This is a genomic window from Peribacillus sp. FSL K6-1552, assembly GCF_038005205.1.
In the GTDB taxonomy this organism is placed as follows: Bacteria; Bacillota; Bacilli; order Bacillales; family DSM-1321; genus Peribacillus; species Peribacillus butanolivorans.
Map to the genome: position 1 here is coordinate 3,181,390 of NZ_JBBOST010000001.1, position 16,635 is coordinate 3,198,024.

Consider the following 16,635-nt stretch of genomic DNA (forward strand, 5'->3'; position numbering starts at 1 on the left):
CCATTATTTATCATCCCTTATCGTTATCGTTTCCTACCCGTATTACTCTCTTTTATACGATTCCTAAATTAATAAAGTTTCAATCCTTGTTCTACAAACCTGCCCCAGATAGTTGAATAAAGAAAAAAGCTGCCTTAAAGACAGCTCCATCTTCAGCTAACGCACCCGTTTGTTTAAGTACAACATTTCACAATATCAATACAATTTAAAGAGGGGAATGTTTAAACATTGAATTGTCTATACACCATTAGCTGACATCATTTACATATTAAACCCTATATGGATGTATACACAACCAAACGAGAACCTTCTCGTTTGGTGAATAAGTCGCCATCTATTAATCCATCTTAACAAATGAAGCTACATGGAGGGAGGTTCTAAGCATGAGCCAAAAGCGTGATAAAGGCAATAGTCAAAAGGGAAAAGCTAATAGCAATACAGTAGACCCAGTGATCGCAGCAGAAGACTTGGAAAAAGCAATTAAACCAACTAATAAGCTCCCGCGCAATGCCAAAGGGTAAGTACAATCTCGTGATTTCTTTGCTTTTCCGAAAAGAAACTTGCAGGTAAACGAAAATGAAGAGTCAAGCAATCCACTAACATGAAGGATTACTTGACTCTTCAAAGGTATAATAGACTTTTATTTTAGTCCTTATATTGTTCATTAGGCCTTGAAATTTCTTCTTTACATACTCCATAGCTTAGCAAGAACAGTCTTTTTTAGAAACATACTTAGGAGGTAAAATCCCAATGTCTTTTTACATAAATTCCCCCAATTTATTATACCAATCCTCATTGGATTAACCTGCCCCGATAGTTGCATAAAGAAAGAGCTGCCTTAAAGACAGCTCTGATCTTCAGCTAACGCACCGGTAGTTCATTAAGAAACCCAGTATGGAAACAAAGAAATGAAATGAAGAGACAACAATGCTCATATGACTCCACAGGGATTTATCGTAACCTTCTTCGCCGGACTTATAGGGATTGGCTTAATGTTGCTGAATTTCGCGTTCCACAAATACCCCAGAAAATAAGCAGGAATTAAAAATTTCTTTTGCACCTTCTAAGTTCTTAATGCCCTCTTTTAGTAAAGCAGTTCCTATTCCTTTTCCTTGGTATTCTGGGTTTATATAAATCGCTCCAAGTTCCGTCTCCCCGCCTTCTTTTACAGGAGAGAAGTTAGCGAAACCCACAATTTTCCTATCAACCTCTGAAACGAATATAAAAGAACCCTCTAAACGTTTTTGCATCATCTCATCATTATAAGCAGACTTTAAGAAATTTTCTTGAATTTTAAGAGGGATAATGCCTTCTTAGGTAGAGTTCCAACTTGCTTTTGCAACTTGTTGAACTTGATGTATGTCCTCCATTTGCATTTTACGGATAGTAAAATTCAGTTTCATCACTCTTTCATATGTAATTATAATTCTCGTTATTTGGATTTAATCATTTTAATATAAATTCCATTAATTAGTAAGAAATTCCTTTTATTCTTAATAAACTATCCTGCCCCGATAGTTGCATAAAGAAAAAGCTGCCTTAAAGACAGCTCTGATCTTCAGCTAATGCACCTGTTAGTTCTATAAGAAAAGCGATTCTTATTAAAGAATCGCGCCCGATTGATGAAGAACATTATTTAGAATAATCAATTATTTAGGATATAATTTTCCTTGAATTAGATGGGTATGGGGGTTATAACCCCATCACAATGTCTCCTTTTTCTCTTTTTGGAACCAAGCCTCTAGCAGCTCTTGTTCTCTTTCTCGTGATATCCCTGTTTTTCGTTCTGTATCCTGTCTCGCTTTCTCCCATTGATACACATCATAAACAGTATCTTCAAGAGGTCGGAAGGAAAGACCAGCGTTAACAGCTTTTTCTATACTGATGAAAAAAGATCCTTTCCACGGTTCTGTTTCTTCTTCTAACGGGAAGTGTTCAGGAATCCATAAAGGCATTTCCGTCCATGGCTTTACTTTGTGCTCCAATATAAACTGTTCTTCTGCCCACACAAATTCGGTATCGCTGTTTGTGACAGCTTTACAGGTGTTTAATAGCTCTTTCATAGTCAATTCATAATTCGGACCTGTTACATTAAACGTGCCTTTTTTTCTGTTTTCTGCCATATTGAACACCCATGTTGCTATATCTTTTACGTCAATCAATTGAACAGGACGATCTGAACGTCCCGGCACCAATACTTTTCCACCTTGTGCCACACGCTGAACCCAGTACGGAAGCCGATCCGTATAGTCAAACGGTCCGACAAGCAGCCCTGCTCTTATATGCAAAACACGCCCTGGCCAATGCTTTTCTGCTTCTGCTTCACAAAGTACTTTCAACGCGCCGTAATACTCATAGGGAGAAATTTTCCCCTCCTCAACGTCTTTCAACTTATCATCCGGCGGCATGGATTGTAAATGATAGTCTTCCGTAATATTGAGGGGAATCCAATCCTTATAAAGAGAGATGCTTGAGATATATGTATAATGTTCGATGTTATCCCCAAGTACAGTCGCAATTTTTTTGATTTGATGCGGAGCAAATCCACAGGTATCCATTACAACATCCCATTTCCGGTTTTCTAGAAGTGAAACATCACCGTCTCTATCACCAATTAGCTGCTCAACCTCAGGAAACATCTCTTTATTGGTACCGCGATTAAATAATGTAATTTCGTGACCTCTTTTCAATGCTTCTTTTACCAAAGCTTTCCCTAAAAAACGAGTACCTCCTAATATAAGGACCTTCATAGTTTTCCCCCATTCATTCAGTTTAATAGAGTGTAAAAATATCTTTAATTTTTACATAACGGTTTTCCTTCTTAAAAAGATACGGAGAGTATAAAATCAAGATTAAACAGACTACCCTATCTAATATTCGAAAGATATAACAGATACATTTCTCCCAAACTCCGATGATCTCCTTTTTTCTTCTTATTCAAGAATATGGCCTGATTGTTGATGTGTAAGAAAACTAATCTTCAACTAAACTGCCCCGATAGTTGCATAAAGAAAAAGCCGCCTTAAAGACAGCTCTTCAGCTAACGCACCCGTTAATTTAAGTACAATTCTTCACAAACTCACAAATCGTTAATATTCATAATAAAAAACTGCAGAAAGCTCGTTTTCACGAACTTATCTTTTTCCGTACCTCTACAAAATAATTGGTGATATTGAACTAGCTAATAAAGAAGTATGAATTAAAGTGAATTTGTTGCTATCATATCGCATGAGCTTAAATCACCTATAACTGCTGTGATGTTTAAATTGGAAGCAGTCATCGAAAAGTAGGTCTGTATCAAGATCGGTTAGATATTTGAAAAAGTGCTACAAGATGATGGGAGAGATTCAGGAACTAGCAATGGATATGGTGGAAATCTATCTAATGAAACACACTGTAATTGAATCTAAATTTTATAAGAATGGACTTATTGGATATCGTTAATGAAAGCACCTAACGGCTGCAACATTACAATTAATCAAAGAATAATCTCTTCTTTAGTATGCCTTTTTAAGAGTATCATTACATATTTGAAATGGCTTCACGTGTTGTCCATGTAGCACTACTGAAAGCTCGGTAGTTCGTAACAGCAGCATGAAAATCGTTTTCACTAATCGTGGCAGTTGCATCGTAAACAACAGCTGTCTTGAAGCCATTTTCGATTAAATCTCTCATATGCGATTCAACACATACGTTTGATAATACCCCAGCCAAAATTACTTGTTCTTTTCTGCGTTGCCTTAGTTGATAGACCAGATCATTTGTCTGAGGACTGGCCACCTTGTGCGGTGTTGCAATGACGGATGTTTTATCCCAGATATACGGAGCTAAAGTTGGAACATAATCGGCTTCCGGAGTTGGAGGACTATATTGATTTAATTTCTGATAAACACTCAAACTAATCAACATCTCTTGTTCGTTCCCTGTAAACTGCCAATCATAGTCATGTGGATATAAAAAGTGCGGGGAAACAAAGAGCTGATAACCTTTACTACGGGCAGTGCTTAATAGTAGTTCCAAGTTGGCTAAAGTATTATTCTGTTTAATGTTAGCCTTTGTCAAATGATATCCTCTTCCGCCTGGAGACAAAAAGTCATTTTGAGGGTCAGTAATAACTATTGCAGTATTCGCGGGATTTGGTTTAAACATAGAATTGTTCCCACCTTTTTTATGTTTTCACTTATCGATTATATGAACTACATTGATTAATAATTCCTTAGGAAAATGAAATTTTGAATTTAATGAGTGACAATAAAATACGGATAAACAAATACAACTATTGCATAGAAACCCCATTTCTTTTTTTGTATGATTTCCTTCCAATAAACATAAAAAAGAGCTGTATTTCACCTCACTTGTTCAACCTGCCCCGTAAGCACTATAAGAAAAAGACCGCCGAAAATGGCAGCCAGATATTCAACTCTTGCACCCGTTAGTTCTATAAGAAAAGCGAACCTTATTCAAGAATCGCGCCCTATTGCTGAAGATCATTCTAATCATCCTTAAGCATAACCATTTGGAAAATCCGAGATAAGCTTCTACTTTGTTTATAGCTTGTGGGTATGCAAGGAAAGTGGTTAGAGGGGATACGGTAAAAATAAACCTTTTATCTTAATTCTCTTAATGAGGTAAGGGTTGTACATACTCAGCAATTGAACCATCTGGATGCTTGACGAACATAATCCAACTTCCTGGTGTCTGTCTAGGTTCTGTTAGGCATACTGCTCCACGTTCTTCTAAGAAATTTTTCGCTTCTTGAATAGAATCTACCACAAAGGTAGCCGATGCGATCGCTAACTCTTTTCTTGTTTCCGTATCTCCTGCCATGATCAGAACATGAGAAATCATCGCCAATTCAAGATTGAGATCATCATAATGAAAACGAGCCTTACACTTCTCTTGATATAACTCTTCATAGAATTGAATCGTTTTATTCATCTCACTTGTTTCAATATCTACACGAACCATCGTATCTAATACTCTCATTTCTCATTTCCTTTCTGCCATTCATGGCTACGTGTTCTTCTTAAAAAGATCCATCACATTTTTTAATATTCTTTATCAGAGTGAATTATTCCTTTAATTATTATTACTTATCTGATGAGATCTTCAACTAAATGGCCCAATTGTTGAACAAATCAATATGAACTCTTGAACTATCCTGCCCAGTTAGTGCCATAAGAAAAGGCCGCCTCAGCAACCTTCCTTATTGAAGTAAAGCACCTGTTAGTTTAAGAAGAACATCATTAATCAATCAAATGGTTTTTTTCAATTTTCTTTTCTTATTTGAATCTGTAATTAATATTAAAACTAAGATTATTAGGCTTATTCCAAGTATAATTGCACCTACCATACTTACTCCCATTCCTGCAAATCCCCTAATTAACTTCAAACCAACCAAATGCGTTATGATACCTAAATTTACAAGAACTAATGGAGAAATATATATTTTTTCTTGTTCTTGATTACCCAAAACAAACCCCAAATACTTAGTAATAAAATAGCAATAGGAAAATAGAACTGAAGTAAACAAGGCTAACCCTCCCCAACATTTGTGAGTTATGTCTTATTATACGTCTCCTTCACAATCTCCTTACTTATTTTAACATAAAATTACATTTTCTTATTCAACTATCATCATCACCTACAAAAGTTGTTTATAACCCTATATCAGCACCAAAAACGGTGCACGTGTTAGTTTAAGTACATTTCTCGCAATCTTGAGTGGAGTATAAATTTGGAGATTTTTTCACCCCCAAAAAAGATGGTCTTTTTCAACTAAATTAGCACCCGTTAGTCAAAAAATGATTTTTTATCACGGAAAGGAAAGCAAAATGTCCCTTCGGCTGTTCCTCCTTCAGAATGAACTACAGCAATAGAACCTACATCATCTGTCGGCGAGATCAGTTATATAATATGATCCCTTTCCATTTACCGCCTATCACATCTACTGTAATTGCAACAGGGCAAGCTGTGGTATCAGGACACTTTTCTGTATTAAAGTCCTTCATAGTAACACCCCAATTTTTTTAAGTATCAAATTTTATCCTATTCCACAAAATTGTGCGTACTTTTAAATTTATAATATATAAAGTATCATTGATTTTGCAAGAAAAGACTAAATATTCTCTCTTTTTAGACTATTCACCATTAAAGATGTTTCGTAAAAAGATCCGATGAGAATGTCACTAACTGGCACAGCAGTGGATTGGAACCAGATCATCTCATAACACATGAAGGAATCATTTTTATGATCGTTTCGAAGGGAGGGTAAGAGATTGGGATTGTTTTCGGGGGTATTATTTTCCATTTTATAGGAACTTGGAGCTGTTTCTGTTAAATTTGGTCTTCTGTCATCCCCTCCATTTACCATGGGAACCATCCGGTTTCTTTTAACAGGTAATTTACGATTTAATAAATCACCTAGACATAGATTAGAGAAGAAGCTTGTATCATAAAGGTCAAAGGGAAGTAAAAGTAGGTTATATTAGCTTTATTCTTAGCACATACCATTATCCTGACCATGAATAGGCAATGAGACATTTTCCTATTTTCAGGCAAATAAAAAGGAGTAACTAAAGTGAAATCACAAATTATTCAGTCTTTTGGTGAACCATCCGTATTTCAATATAAAGAGATTTCAAAACCTGAACTGAAACCTGGACATGTACTTATTCAAGTAAAGGCTACAAGTGTAAATCCTATTGATACGAAAGTTCGTGCTGGTGCAGTTCCAGCCGTTGCACCCGAGTTTCCAGCAGTATTACACGGAGATGTGTCAGGGTTGGTATCTGCAGTGGGTGAAGGAGTAACCGAGTTTAAAATTGGCGATGAAGTGTTTGGATGCGCGGGTGGATTTAGAGGCACTGGCGGTGCACTTGCAGAGTTTATGCTTGCAGATGCCGATTTACTTGCTCATAAGCCGAAAAATTTGACGATGGAAGAAGCCGCAGCTTTACCATTAGTTTCCATCACCGCTTGGGAAGCATTATTTAATCGTGCAAGGCTTATACCTGGACAAAATATATTGATCCATGGAGCCACCGGAGGTGTAGGACACATCGCCATTCAACTAGCCAAATGGGGAGGAGCAACAGTCTATACAACTGCCTCTTCGCAAGAGAAACTGGAGATTGGCACGCGCCTTGGTGCTGATATAACTATTAATTATCGAGAAGAAAGCGTTCATGACTATGTACAAAAATATACAAACGGAAAAGGATTTGACGTCGTGTTTGACACGGTAGGGGGTGAAAACCTTGATCGCTCTTTTGAGGCGGCAGCGGTACATGGAACGGTAACAGCCATTGCTACTCGTTCGACTCATGACCTCTCCCCCTTGCATTCAAAGGGACTTTCTCTTCATGTAACCTTTATGTTGTTGAAGATATTAAACAAGGACATGCATAAACATTATGGAGAAATTTTGATGAAGGTTGCTAGGATGGTTGAGGAAGGGAAACTGCGTCCGCTTTTGGATTCAAACATTTTTACGTTTGATGAAGTCTCAAAAGCCCATGAGTACATGGAGTCAGGCAAGGCGATAGGAAAAATTATTTTGAAAAATAGCTGGTAATATTATTGCAGATTTGAAATGCCTCAACAATTTTACGTTCATATAAAAGTAGATGGTCAATAGAATCTCTATAAGATTCTCGATGTACCGTCTGCTTTTATTTTTAATTACCGTAAAAACCAACAGGGCATAGTAATAGAAATATCGGCAACTTTAAGATCATTTGAAACCAATACTACTCTTTAAATAAAAGTTTTACAAATCTTACATTAACCCCTTTTTCAGCTGATTCATGAACGATCTTATTTAAGTCCATAATAGAACGAGCTAAATGATCTATTTCAGTTACTACTAATGTATCTCCTTCTCGTGCAAATTCAATAGCTTCATAAAGTTGGGCTCTTTGTTTTGTACTTGTCCCGGTTACTTTTTCAACAAAAAGCTTTTCGCACCCTTCCTTTTCTAATATTTCCTTTTGCGTTTCTAAATCCTGGCCAGTAGTTGAAACCCTCGCATAACCATTTAACAATATGTATCACCCTTTGTCTAAAAGTCTTAAGTGTTTTATACTAATAATTACAGACTAACTTCTAGACATGAAACAAGAATAAATAAACAAATATGTCATTTTAGGTGTTATTTTTCACTATAAGTAAAAATAACAAGCCCAATTTCTCAGCATTAAAATTGAGAAATTGGACTTTTATCGTTACTACAGAAATGCGCCCGTTTGCTGAAGATCAATAAACTATATAAACTTGTTTCCTGAATCATTAAACCCACAGTTTCCCAAGACTACGTTCTCTCCTTCCAAAGCTTCATTGGATTTTTTTGCCCTTCATTTAATGGCATTTGTATCATCGAAAGTGAGCGTTCTGCTTTTGTTTTTTGTAAATCCTCATATATAATTTTAGATTTCCCTAATCCCACTTCAACCGCATTCTCAACTGAAGCACAATAAAAAACCTTTTCGATTCCAGCAAAGTACATTGCCGTTAGACACATCGGACAAGGCTCCCCACTTGCATACATTATATAACCTGATAGATCATTCGTTTGTAATTGCTCTTGCGCGCGCCGGATAGCCAGTAATTCCGCATGTCCACTAACATCATAAGTTTTGTGCAGCTCATTAACACCTTCAGCTACAACGTTGTTATTTTTCACAAGTACTGCACCAAAAGGTTGTCCACCCTCACGAACATTTTCTACCGCTAGTTCTACTGCTTGTTCCATGAATATATCCATTTCAAAACCTCCATTAATGATTTAAATTAAATACTGTTAATGTAATAATAAGACATTAACAATGGCCTTGCTGAATAATCGTTCACCTATAAACACTATAGTTCTATAAATTTGAAATTGGGGATACCATTGTCGGAGGAAAAAGTTCAGTTGTCCAAGAATTACTAATTATTTCTTTTCTTGTTAAAGGAAAACAAAAAGGGAACGGAGAAATCCATTCCCTTTTTGACTAGATGATAATCTTATTTGACGTTTTTTATTTAGTGAATTTTGGTTTAAGATCACCTTTATAAGATTCATGCTCAACGTATACGTTTATGTCTTTACCATCTTTGTCTTTGCCAGTTCTTTTATAGAAATTAGGCTTTTTTCGTTGCTCCATTAAATGGCCCTTTAATGAAATAGCATGACTAACGTTTTTTAGGTAACGACAAAGAGAGGGTACCCCAAGGGAGTGACCTCACTATTATGTGGGGCTCTGACCTTTGGGATAGCCTCTCATTCTTAAACAGTTTTACTTAGTTTCAGATTCATTTTTGCCCATATCTTCAGTTAATTGTTCAAATGATCTGACCTTACCATGTGGATTCTGCGATTGCTTACGATCTTTCCATTGGCGTTCTTGTTGTCGCTTAGATTGTGTCATCTAAATAAGCTCCTTTACATAAAGTTCAGTAAACAGTTTGAAGCAAGATAAGCCTCCACCCTTTGTACTCGGTGTAGGCATCACTTATCTTGAGTCGAGTCTGGCAAGTATTAATTAATGCATGCCTTTCCACTCACCTTGATTTTTAGAAGCTTTTTCTTTTTTTGCTTTATTTTTATGTGCTTGATTAGCGTTTGCACTGCCAAATTCTTGAGAGAATTCTGAATCAGTTTTGCTTGAATCAAATCCTTGTTTGTTCTTTTGGTCTGCATCATTTTTCTTTGTTCGTTTTGCCATGGATACCCCTCCTTCTTATCTTTAGTATGAGATCAGAAAGAAGAAATATACCCCGAATTAAAACCGATAGTAACATGAATCTGTCATGTAATTCGGGTAAAAAACAAGGTGAATAATAAGTTCCAGTTCGGTTATTTTATAAGTTATAACTTACAATGTTGCCGTTTTTACAAAAGATGTTTGAAATTAACTTAACACCAGAATTTCTTGACTTGGATTTCTACGAAACAATGGATACCCTAATGCACGCTTGTATAATCGGATACATGATGTTCAAGACGTTAGCAGGAGTGGGACATATCAATATAGGAAGCCAAACTCATTTCCACTCACTCCTTGTTATTCCTTTTAGAACTAAACCAGCTAATAGGATGTCAATATCTTTCTCTAAAATTTTCATTTACCTTATGATATACTATTTTTGGCCATGCCAAATAACCCTCCAAAATCCTTTTAGAAGGATTTTTCTCTGTTACACAAAACCGTTAATCAGGCTAAATCTAGGAACGTTTCTTTTCTCTTTAATAAAGCGTAAACCCAATGAAGCAACTTATTAATGCAGGCAACGATTGACACTTTGGCAGGTTTTCCTTCTGATTTTTTCTTATCTATGAAGAAGTTTCTTTAGATACCAAAAAAAATGATTCCAGCTGCTATATTTCCCCGCCAAAGATTGCCACATTCTGCCGGTCAGGACCAAACACATGCCCGTTCCATTTCAATACGGTCTGTACAAATCCGAGTGAGTCAGCATTGTACCTCCCTGCTATCCTCTGATAGGCTTCGAGCTCATATATGCCGTCCCTGTTAAAATCGACCGGATATAAACCGGACAAAGGATTGACCCAGCCTTCTATCGATGCCTTCAAAATACCATTCTTATTATAAATTTCAGTTAAATATTCTTTTCCCTTGTAAGTAAGTTCAAGAATGTACTTTTCTTTTAGTTTATGACTGATCACAGTCGCTTTGTATTGATCTTGATAGGTCACACTGTACTTATAATCTTCATTGAATGCATCAGAATTAAAAATCTGCCTCATTTGACCGTTAATATAAGAAAATACATACGTATAAATCGTACCGGAGCTTCCTCCTGTATCCATGACTACTAAAATATCATCCACCTTGTTGTCTGTAAAATCACCAAGAAAGAGTGTGGGGTTGTATCCGAGGTTATCCTTTAATGGGAATTGCTGATAGTGATTTGTTCGCCCATTTTGGATGACAAGAGTTATATTTTTCCATAGTGGACTATCAGGGGTTTTATTTGCTGTAAGAAGGACATTATCAATTATACCGTCTCCGTCAATATCTACCCGCTTTTCAGTTACAATTGAAGGGTTGTTCTGATTCATTTCTCTTGAAAGAAAATGCTGGAGCTTCACCTTCATTTCGAGTAGCTCTTGCTTTGAAGGATACGGATTTGGGAACGACAAGGCGTTATCAATTGTTTGCAGTGCTTCGTCTGTTAATCCCACTCTTACCTGCGCATCAGCCAGAAAGAACCAATAATAAGGATCATTCGTTTCTTGTATTTTTGTTTGATAGTAATGGATCGCTTTTCTGAGATCATACATGTCCATATTCAGCCCACCTTCCTTTTTCTCAATATAGAATTATATGCAGGAATTTGCGGCTATAGCCTTAAGATCTTTTTTATTGCACTATGAATGTACTATCCTAAATATATAAAAAGCCAATCTTGCCTGATATGGTTAAAATCGCTCCGTTATTAATGATATGGTTCTCCGTAATGAATCTAAGTGTAGATGTTTATTTTTTCGCCGATAGACTTAGTGCGAATTAAAAGAAATGTCAAACAATCTGGCTCAATTGTTGAATAAAGGTCAAACAACACTCTTCAAGTATCCTTCCCCTTTAGTTCCACAAGAAAAAAAGGTTGCCGCAGCAACCCTTGTTATTGAAGTAAAGCACTGTTAGTGGAAGAAAACACAATCAGTACATAATCTGCCACAATGTAATTGCAAAGAAAGATTTACATGCCCCTACTTAATAGGGCTTTTTCATGAGTACAGGTCAAGTATTTTCGGGATACAGCATTAAAATATCCTACATCAATAATTGCTATTTCTCCTTTATTCGGGCATTGAATATGCGTCAGTTGAAGTGATTCATTGATTATGACCAAGTCAATTGCGTCCAATTCTTTTTTGCAGGCCGAACATTTTACAGGTAGTAAGTTTTCTTTTTCCATTAAAGAAGCCCCCTTTTGATAATAGGTATTCTCTATGTCTAGTTGCTAATCCTACCTGTTCACATAACCGTCAAAAATCCCTTTTTCCATTACATATTAATTTGGTGTCTACATAGCTTGATCAACTTACCTGCCCTTTTAGTTCCATAAGAAAAAAAGGTGCCAAATCAACTCCCTTATTGAAGCAAAGCACCTGTTAGTTGAAGAAAAAAGATATAATTAAAATAGACAATGTGTCAAATGGGAGGTAAGGAAATTGTTAAATCAAGATTTAGAGAAGATTTTAAGCAGATTTGAAGCACTCGAAACTAATGAGATTGAAATAAATTTTGAGGGCGTAGAAGAGGAAACGATCTCTTTTCATCTGTTTTCCAAAGATGAATTTGAAGAAGGACAACTAGGATATAGAGAAGATGAGGAAGGTAACTCCTTTGTAGGCAATAACGAAGGCGATTGGAAAGAAAGTTGGTTTGATATAGGTTACGATGAAGATTTAGGAGACCCAATATTTGTGGATATACATAATAAAAATTATCCTGTTCTGACTGCTGAACACGGCATGGGCGAATGGGAACCATCTGTATTATATGATTCCTTAGAAGAATTCTTAAAGGATATTAAATAATCATCCGTTCGCCCATAAAAAAAGTTGTCGTAGCAACTCTTGTTCTAAAACTAAAGCACCTGTTAGTTCAAGAACAACTATTAAAGTTTAACCTTTTCAAAATGTTCAACTGTTGGAAATGGGTCATAAAAATTATGTAATTTCTTTTTCCATTCTTGATACTCGTTGGATTGTCTAAATCCAATTGTATGGTCTTCTAATGTTTCCCACTGCACCAGTAGTAAATATTTCCCCTCAACTTCCATACAACGCTGTAATTCGTGAGATATGTACCCTTTCATTGAAGAAATAATTTCCGATGCCCCACGAAATGCTTCTTCATATCCTGCTTCCATACCTTCCTTAACTTGTAGCATAACAGCTTCCAATATCATTTAATTTCCCCCTTTTCAAAAGTATAACATTACTCTTTTTTAATGACTTTTTGTTGAACTAACCTGCCCCTTTAGCTCCATAAGAAAAAGAGCTGCCAAAGCAACTCCCTTATTTAAGTGGGTTGATGTGGGATACACCAATCGAATCCTTCTTTTTTAGATGCGAGTAACATACTTTAAAAGTGTTACGAATTTATTTGTTACTCCATTTTAGTTTCCTACACGGTAAGCGAACTACTTATATTTATACGAGTCTTTTCCGTCTATGCTTGAATTAAAGTGTGACAATAATCGGACCATTTTTAGTAAGGATAATCGTATGTTCCAATTGTGCTACATAGCTTTTTTCTGTAGCATAGGTCCAACCGTCTTCTTTTTGGAATACTTCTTCTTCAAAGGTTGAGATAAATGGTTCGAATGCGATAACCATCCCTTCCTTTAATATTTCATTATCCCATGGATCATTATAATTACAAATATGGTCAGGTGCTTCGTGTATTCTACGTCCAACACCATGTCCTGTAAGGTTTTTGATAACAGTGAATCCATGCTGTCTCGCTGTTTCGAATACTGCTTTTCCGATTCTACTTTTTTTGGAACCGGGTTTTGCTTTCTTAAGACCTGCTTCAAATGCCTTTTTAGCAACGTCGCATATTTTCGTTAATACTTCTTCTCCTTCTCCTACTACAAATGAGATTCCTGTATCTGCGAAATAACCGTTCTTTGAAGCAGATACATCTATATTTACTAGATCCCCTTCATGAATAACCCGATGACCCGGAATACCATGTGCCACTTCTTCATTAAGACTAATGCAAGTATAGCCAGGAAAATCATATTCACCTTTTGGAGCTGAAACTGCACCTGCTTTTTCTAAAAGTTCTCCGGCTATATCATCAAGTTCTTTGGTCGTTATGCCAGGAATTGTTCTTTGAACCAATTCATCTCTAATGGAGGCAATAATTTTGCCAATTTCCTTCAAACCATTAAAATCTTCTTCTGTTTTTGCAATCATTTTTTTCCTACCTCATTATCTTTTATCATCAATAAACTATATAAGTATTAATTGTACCTTTATTTTCTCGAAAAATAAAAGCAATGTAAATTATTTGGTACAATACCCCTCAACTGAATTTTTCTTCGATCAAGAAATAGACCACAAAAAGGATCTAGTACATATGACTATACTATTAATTGGATTTACCTTCCACTTTTCTTATTAAGCTAACCTGCCCCGATAGTTCCACAAGAAAAGGAGCTGCTGATCAGCTCCTGATAATGAAGTAAAGTACCTGTTACTTGAATTAGAAATTTAATTAGCTTTTCTTGGTCCTCTTAAAATATAAATAACCTAAAACACCTAAAATTATACCTCCGAAAACAATAACTTAAAATATAATATCCCCTATAAACATAACCTGTTCCTCCTATGCTAAAAAACATTTTCCTAAATCTGTATACGTGATTTTTCCTAAAAAGGTTTCAACTGATAGTTTAATTCTAAAAGTCTCATTAAACTAAACTGCCCCGTTAGCCCCATAAGAAAAGAGCTGATCGTCACAGCTCTTTAATTCTTGCATCTGAGGGTTGAATAAAAATTGGGCTTATATGTGATTTTTTAATCTCTTTTCCATCAGTTCTGCCATTTGTTTCGAATTTGGATTTCCTTCATTTTGTAATTTTTCAATGATGTTAATATAATCCGTTTCATTTCGGTTCTGACTTAATTTATCAGCAGCCTGAATTTCTCCCACCTTAATCTTAAAACCAACTATACCTTTCAGTTCACTTTCTAAGAGATGAGGAGAAAGTTTATCCCATAAAACAGGATTTTCACGATTTTCTTCATATTTTTCCAGCATTATTGTTAACTCTTCTATTAATTCATCTTTCTCTAAAATGCTTGCATTACCATATACATGGACGGCTTGATAATTCCATGTTGGAACTTCTTCATGCCCATACCAAGAAGAAGAAATGTAAGCGTTCGATCCCTGAAACATTACAAGCACATCTTCACAGGTTTCAAATGTTTTCCACTGAGGATTTCCATAAGCCATATGCCCAGTAATATAGTAATCATCACCTTTTTTATTTAACCCCAAAGGCAAATGAGTGGCAATTGGTTTCCCTTGTTCTGTTGTGACAATCGTGCCAAAAGAGTTTCTTTGAACAAAACCCCAAATTTCATCAACATTTTTGACCTTATAATATTTTGGAATATACATAATAAACCACCTTTCAAAAAAAGTTATATGAGTGTTTTGGTCATTATAAAGTCCATTTGTCCTTCATCACCCATATAAAAAGAGTGGGCTCCAGTTTGAACAAACCCCAGTTTCTTATAAAAAGCAATAGCATTTTCATTTTTTTCCCATACGCCTAGCCAGATTTTCTTTTTATTACGTTCCATCGCAATTTCCATAGCTTTATTTAGCATATATTTACCAAGCCCATGTTTTTGAAATTTTTTCTTTATATAAATCCTTTCGATTTCAAGTGATTCAGCACCCATTTCTTCAGACTGAGCTTCATTGGTATTGACCTTTAAATATCCAGCGACTTCATTATTAAAATAAACAAAAAAGAATTGCGAAGAAATATTGGATAATTCTTTTTCTAATTGTTTTAAGTTAAATGCCCTTTCCAAATAGGCATTCATATTTTCGGGTGAATTCTGATGCTTAAATGTCTCATTAAATGTTTCATAACTAATTTCTTGAAGTTTGCGAGAATCTTCAAGGATACACTTTTTTATATTTATAGTCATATATGTCGCTCCTTTATATAATCAATAATTTCTCTTGTTTCCCTTTTTTACAAATTCCCAGTCTTTTTCTATATTTTTTCTTACTCTTTGAAGAAGATTGAAAATGGTTTCTACTTCTCTTTCGGAAAATCCCTCTAATGCAACGATATTGGAATAATCATTTTCTCTTTTTATAAAAGGATAAACATTTTTCCCTTTCTCTGTTGGAAAGAGTTTTTTAATTTTTTTGTTATGTTTATCTTCTTTCTTTTCAATAAAGCCATTAATTTCAAGTTTTTTTATAGCACGAGCTGCTGTTGTTCGATCTACTTTTATCATCTCAGCTAACTTTTCTTGAATGATTCCTGGGTTTTCGCATATTCGAACAAGGTACAAATACTGCCCTTTTGTAAGGTCATATTCTTTAAATTCTATATTACTTATAGAATCTAATGCCCTTGCAATCATTCCAATTTCACGAAGAATTTCATTCATAATTAACTCCTTAGTACATATTTTTGTTGCAAATGCAATAAAAATAACATATATTAAATTTAACCTAACTTTGTTGCGTTTGCAACAAAAAAATAATGATAAAGAGGTCGAGTAAAGTAAATATGTTTTTTATGTATTAGGAATTTTAATATTAACCCTTGGTATTTCTTTCACTATACAATCAGGCCTTGGAACTTCACCTTTTGATACTTTTCGTAGGACTGTCTATAAATGTGGGGCTTACTGTGGGAAGTTGGGAAATAATAATAGCTTTAATATTGATATGTTGTAATACATTTAGTTTATTATCAACATTAATTTTTAAATAAGCATAAAAAGCCCCTCTCTTTATGAGATGGGCATTTTGGATGGAGTACTTAGGGGTACTCATGAATACTTTATCTATTCAATTTCATTTTATTCTCCAAATTACTACATTACACCCTAACTCTTTTTAAATGGTTTTA

The 16,635-nt window shown here is 35.3% G+C and carries 19 protein-coding genes and 5 pseudogenes; 5 read left to right on the plus strand and 19 right to left on the minus strand.

The genetic code is table 11. The features are described 5' to 3' along the window. Window positions 1-383: 383 nt before the first annotated feature. Window positions 384-521: a hypothetical protein gene (locus NST21_RS15275; RefSeq protein ID WP_340890001.1), complete on the plus strand. Its 138-nt coding sequence runs from the start codon at window positions 384-386 to the stop codon at window positions 519-521. Between the two features lie 522 nt (window positions 522-1,043). Here the strand turns inward: NST21_RS15275 and NST21_RS15280 are convergent. Together NST21_RS15280 and NST21_RS15285 are read right to left on the minus strand one after the other, a co-directional pair. Next, a pseudogene (locus NST21_RS15280) lies at window positions 1,044-1,397 on the minus strand (GNAT family N-acetyltransferase); the annotation flags it as partial. 306 nt (window positions 1,398-1,703) lie between these two features. Further along, window positions 1,704-2,750 carry an SDR family oxidoreductase gene (locus NST21_RS15285; protein ID WP_340890003.1) on the minus strand — a complete coding sequence of 349 codons (1,047 nt, stop codon included), beginning with the start codon at window positions 2,748-2,750 and terminating at the stop codon, window positions 1,704-1,706. Window positions 2,751-3,212: 462 nt separating this feature from the next. Here NST21_RS15285 and NST21_RS28900 point away from each other — a divergent pair. Further along, window positions 3,213-3,290 (plus strand): annotated as a pseudogene (locus NST21_RS28900) (hypothetical protein); the annotation flags it as partial. Between the two features lie 232 nt (window positions 3,291-3,522). On the opposite strand, the gene NST21_RS15290 reads toward NST21_RS28900, so the two are convergent. The 4 genes from NST21_RS15290 to NST21_RS15305 form a co-directional block, all read right to left on the minus strand. Further along, window positions 3,523-4,149 carry an isochorismatase family cysteine hydrolase gene (locus NST21_RS15290; RefSeq protein WP_289334962.1) on the minus strand — a complete coding sequence of 209 codons (627 nt, stop codon included), beginning with the start codon at window positions 4,147-4,149 and terminating at the stop codon, window positions 3,523-3,525. 471 nt (window positions 4,150-4,620) lie between these two features. Then, window positions 4,621-4,986 carry a VOC family protein gene (locus tag NST21_RS15295; protein WP_340890008.1) on the minus strand — a complete coding sequence of 122 codons (366 nt, stop codon included), beginning with the start codon at window positions 4,984-4,986 and terminating at the stop codon, window positions 4,621-4,623. A gap of 268 nt (window positions 4,987-5,254) precedes the next feature. Next, on the minus strand, window positions 5,255-5,533 hold the full coding sequence (locus NST21_RS15300; protein ID WP_340890009.1) for a hypothetical protein: 279 nt from the start codon (window positions 5,531-5,533) through the stop codon (window positions 5,255-5,257). Window positions 5,534-6,118: 585 nt separating this feature from the next. Continuing rightward, on the minus strand, window positions 6,119-6,373 hold the full coding sequence (locus NST21_RS15305) for a hypothetical protein (protein ID WP_340890012.1): 255 nt from the start codon (window positions 6,371-6,373) through the stop codon (window positions 6,119-6,121). Between the two features lie 207 nt (window positions 6,374-6,580). On the opposite strand from NST21_RS15305, the gene NST21_RS15310 reads away from it, so the two are divergent. Beyond that, window positions 6,581-7,576, plus strand: coding sequence for a zinc-dependent alcohol dehydrogenase family protein (locus tag NST21_RS15310; RefSeq protein WP_340890015.1), 996 nt, complete (start codon window positions 6,581-6,583; stop codon window positions 7,574-7,576). A gap of 175 nt (window positions 7,577-7,751) precedes the next feature. Here NST21_RS15310 and NST21_RS15315 read toward each other — a convergent pair whose 3' ends face one another. The 8 genes and pseudogenes from NST21_RS15315 to NST21_RS15345 all read right to left on the minus strand — a co-directional run bounded on the left by NST21_RS15315 (window position 7,752) and on the right by NST21_RS15345 (window position 11,925). Further along, the gene (locus NST21_RS15315) at window positions 7,752-8,045 is read right to left on the minus strand and encodes a recombinase family protein (RefSeq protein WP_340890017.1); all 294 of its coding nucleotides are present in this window, start codon (window positions 8,043-8,045) and stop codon (window positions 7,752-7,754) included. Window positions 8,046-8,311: 266 nt separating this feature from the next. After that, a complete protein-coding gene (locus NST21_RS15320; RefSeq protein ID WP_340890019.1) occupies window positions 8,312-8,764 on the minus strand; it encodes a nucleoside deaminase in 453 nt (150 codons plus the stop codon). A 256-nt stretch (window positions 8,765-9,020) separates the two neighbouring features. Continuing rightward, window positions 9,021-9,149 (minus strand): annotated as a pseudogene (locus tag NST21_RS15325) (DUF4822 domain-containing protein); the annotation flags it as partial. Window positions 9,150-9,278: 129 nt separating this feature from the next. Then, complete coding sequence (locus NST21_RS15330; protein ID WP_223305502.1) at window positions 9,279-9,410, minus strand: DUF6254 family protein; 132 nt, start codon at window positions 9,408-9,410, stop codon at window positions 9,279-9,281. 114 nt (window positions 9,411-9,524) lie between these two features. Then, window positions 9,525-9,707: a hypothetical protein gene (locus tag NST21_RS15335; RefSeq protein WP_056524041.1), complete on the minus strand. Its 183-nt coding sequence runs from the start codon at window positions 9,705-9,707 to the stop codon at window positions 9,525-9,527. Window positions 9,708-10,196: 489 nt separating this feature from the next. Next, a pseudogene (locus NST21_RS28905) lies at window positions 10,197-10,322 on the minus strand (IS110 family transposase); the annotation flags it as partial. Window positions 10,323-10,360: 38 nt separating this feature from the next. Further along, window positions 10,361-11,101 (minus strand): VCBS repeat-containing protein, encoded by a 741-nt coding sequence (locus NST21_RS15340; protein ID WP_340892571.1) that lies wholly within the window; start codon window positions 11,099-11,101, stop codon window positions 10,361-10,363. A 605-nt stretch (window positions 11,102-11,706) separates the two neighbouring features. Continuing rightward, window positions 11,707-11,925, minus strand: coding sequence for a hypothetical protein (locus tag NST21_RS15345; RefSeq protein WP_056524047.1), 219 nt, complete (start codon window positions 11,923-11,925; stop codon window positions 11,707-11,709). A 256-nt stretch (window positions 11,926-12,181) separates the two neighbouring features. Here NST21_RS15345 and NST21_RS15350 point away from each other — a divergent pair, with 256 nt between their 5' ends. Further along, window positions 12,182-12,550: a hypothetical protein gene (locus NST21_RS15350; protein WP_340890024.1), complete on the plus strand. Its 369-nt coding sequence runs from the start codon at window positions 12,182-12,184 to the stop codon at window positions 12,548-12,550. 80 nt (window positions 12,551-12,630) lie between these two features. Here the strand turns inward: NST21_RS15350 and NST21_RS15355 are convergent, their stop codons facing one another. The 5 genes from NST21_RS15355 to NST21_RS15375 form a co-directional block, all read right to left on the minus strand. Continuing rightward, window positions 12,631-12,924, minus strand: coding sequence for an antibiotic biosynthesis monooxygenase family protein (locus NST21_RS15355; protein WP_057216429.1), 294 nt, complete (start codon window positions 12,922-12,924; stop codon window positions 12,631-12,633). A 274-nt stretch (window positions 12,925-13,198) separates the two neighbouring features. Next, a complete protein-coding gene (gene map, locus NST21_RS15360; RefSeq protein WP_056524056.1) occupies window positions 13,199-13,939 on the minus strand; it encodes a type I methionyl aminopeptidase in 741 nt (246 codons plus the stop codon). Between the two features lie 589 nt (window positions 13,940-14,528). Continuing rightward, a complete protein-coding gene (locus tag NST21_RS15365) occupies window positions 14,529-15,152 on the minus strand; it encodes an FMN-binding negative transcriptional regulator (RefSeq protein ID WP_340890028.1) in 624 nt (207 codons plus the stop codon). Between the two features lie 23 nt (window positions 15,153-15,175). Continuing rightward, window positions 15,176-15,694, minus strand: coding sequence for a GNAT family N-acetyltransferase (locus tag NST21_RS15370; protein ID WP_340890031.1), 519 nt, complete (start codon window positions 15,692-15,694; stop codon window positions 15,176-15,178). Window positions 15,695-15,715: 21 nt separating this feature from the next. Further along, complete coding sequence (locus NST21_RS15375) at window positions 15,716-16,168, minus strand: MarR family winged helix-turn-helix transcriptional regulator (protein ID WP_098177371.1); 453 nt, start codon at window positions 16,166-16,168, stop codon at window positions 15,716-15,718. A 142-nt stretch (window positions 16,169-16,310) separates the two neighbouring features. On the opposite strand from NST21_RS15375, the pseudogene NST21_RS15380 reads away from it, so the two are divergent. Continuing rightward, window positions 16,311-16,464: pseudogene (locus NST21_RS15380) on the plus strand (YitT family protein); the annotation flags it as partial. Window positions 16,465-16,635 lie beyond the last annotated feature (171 nt).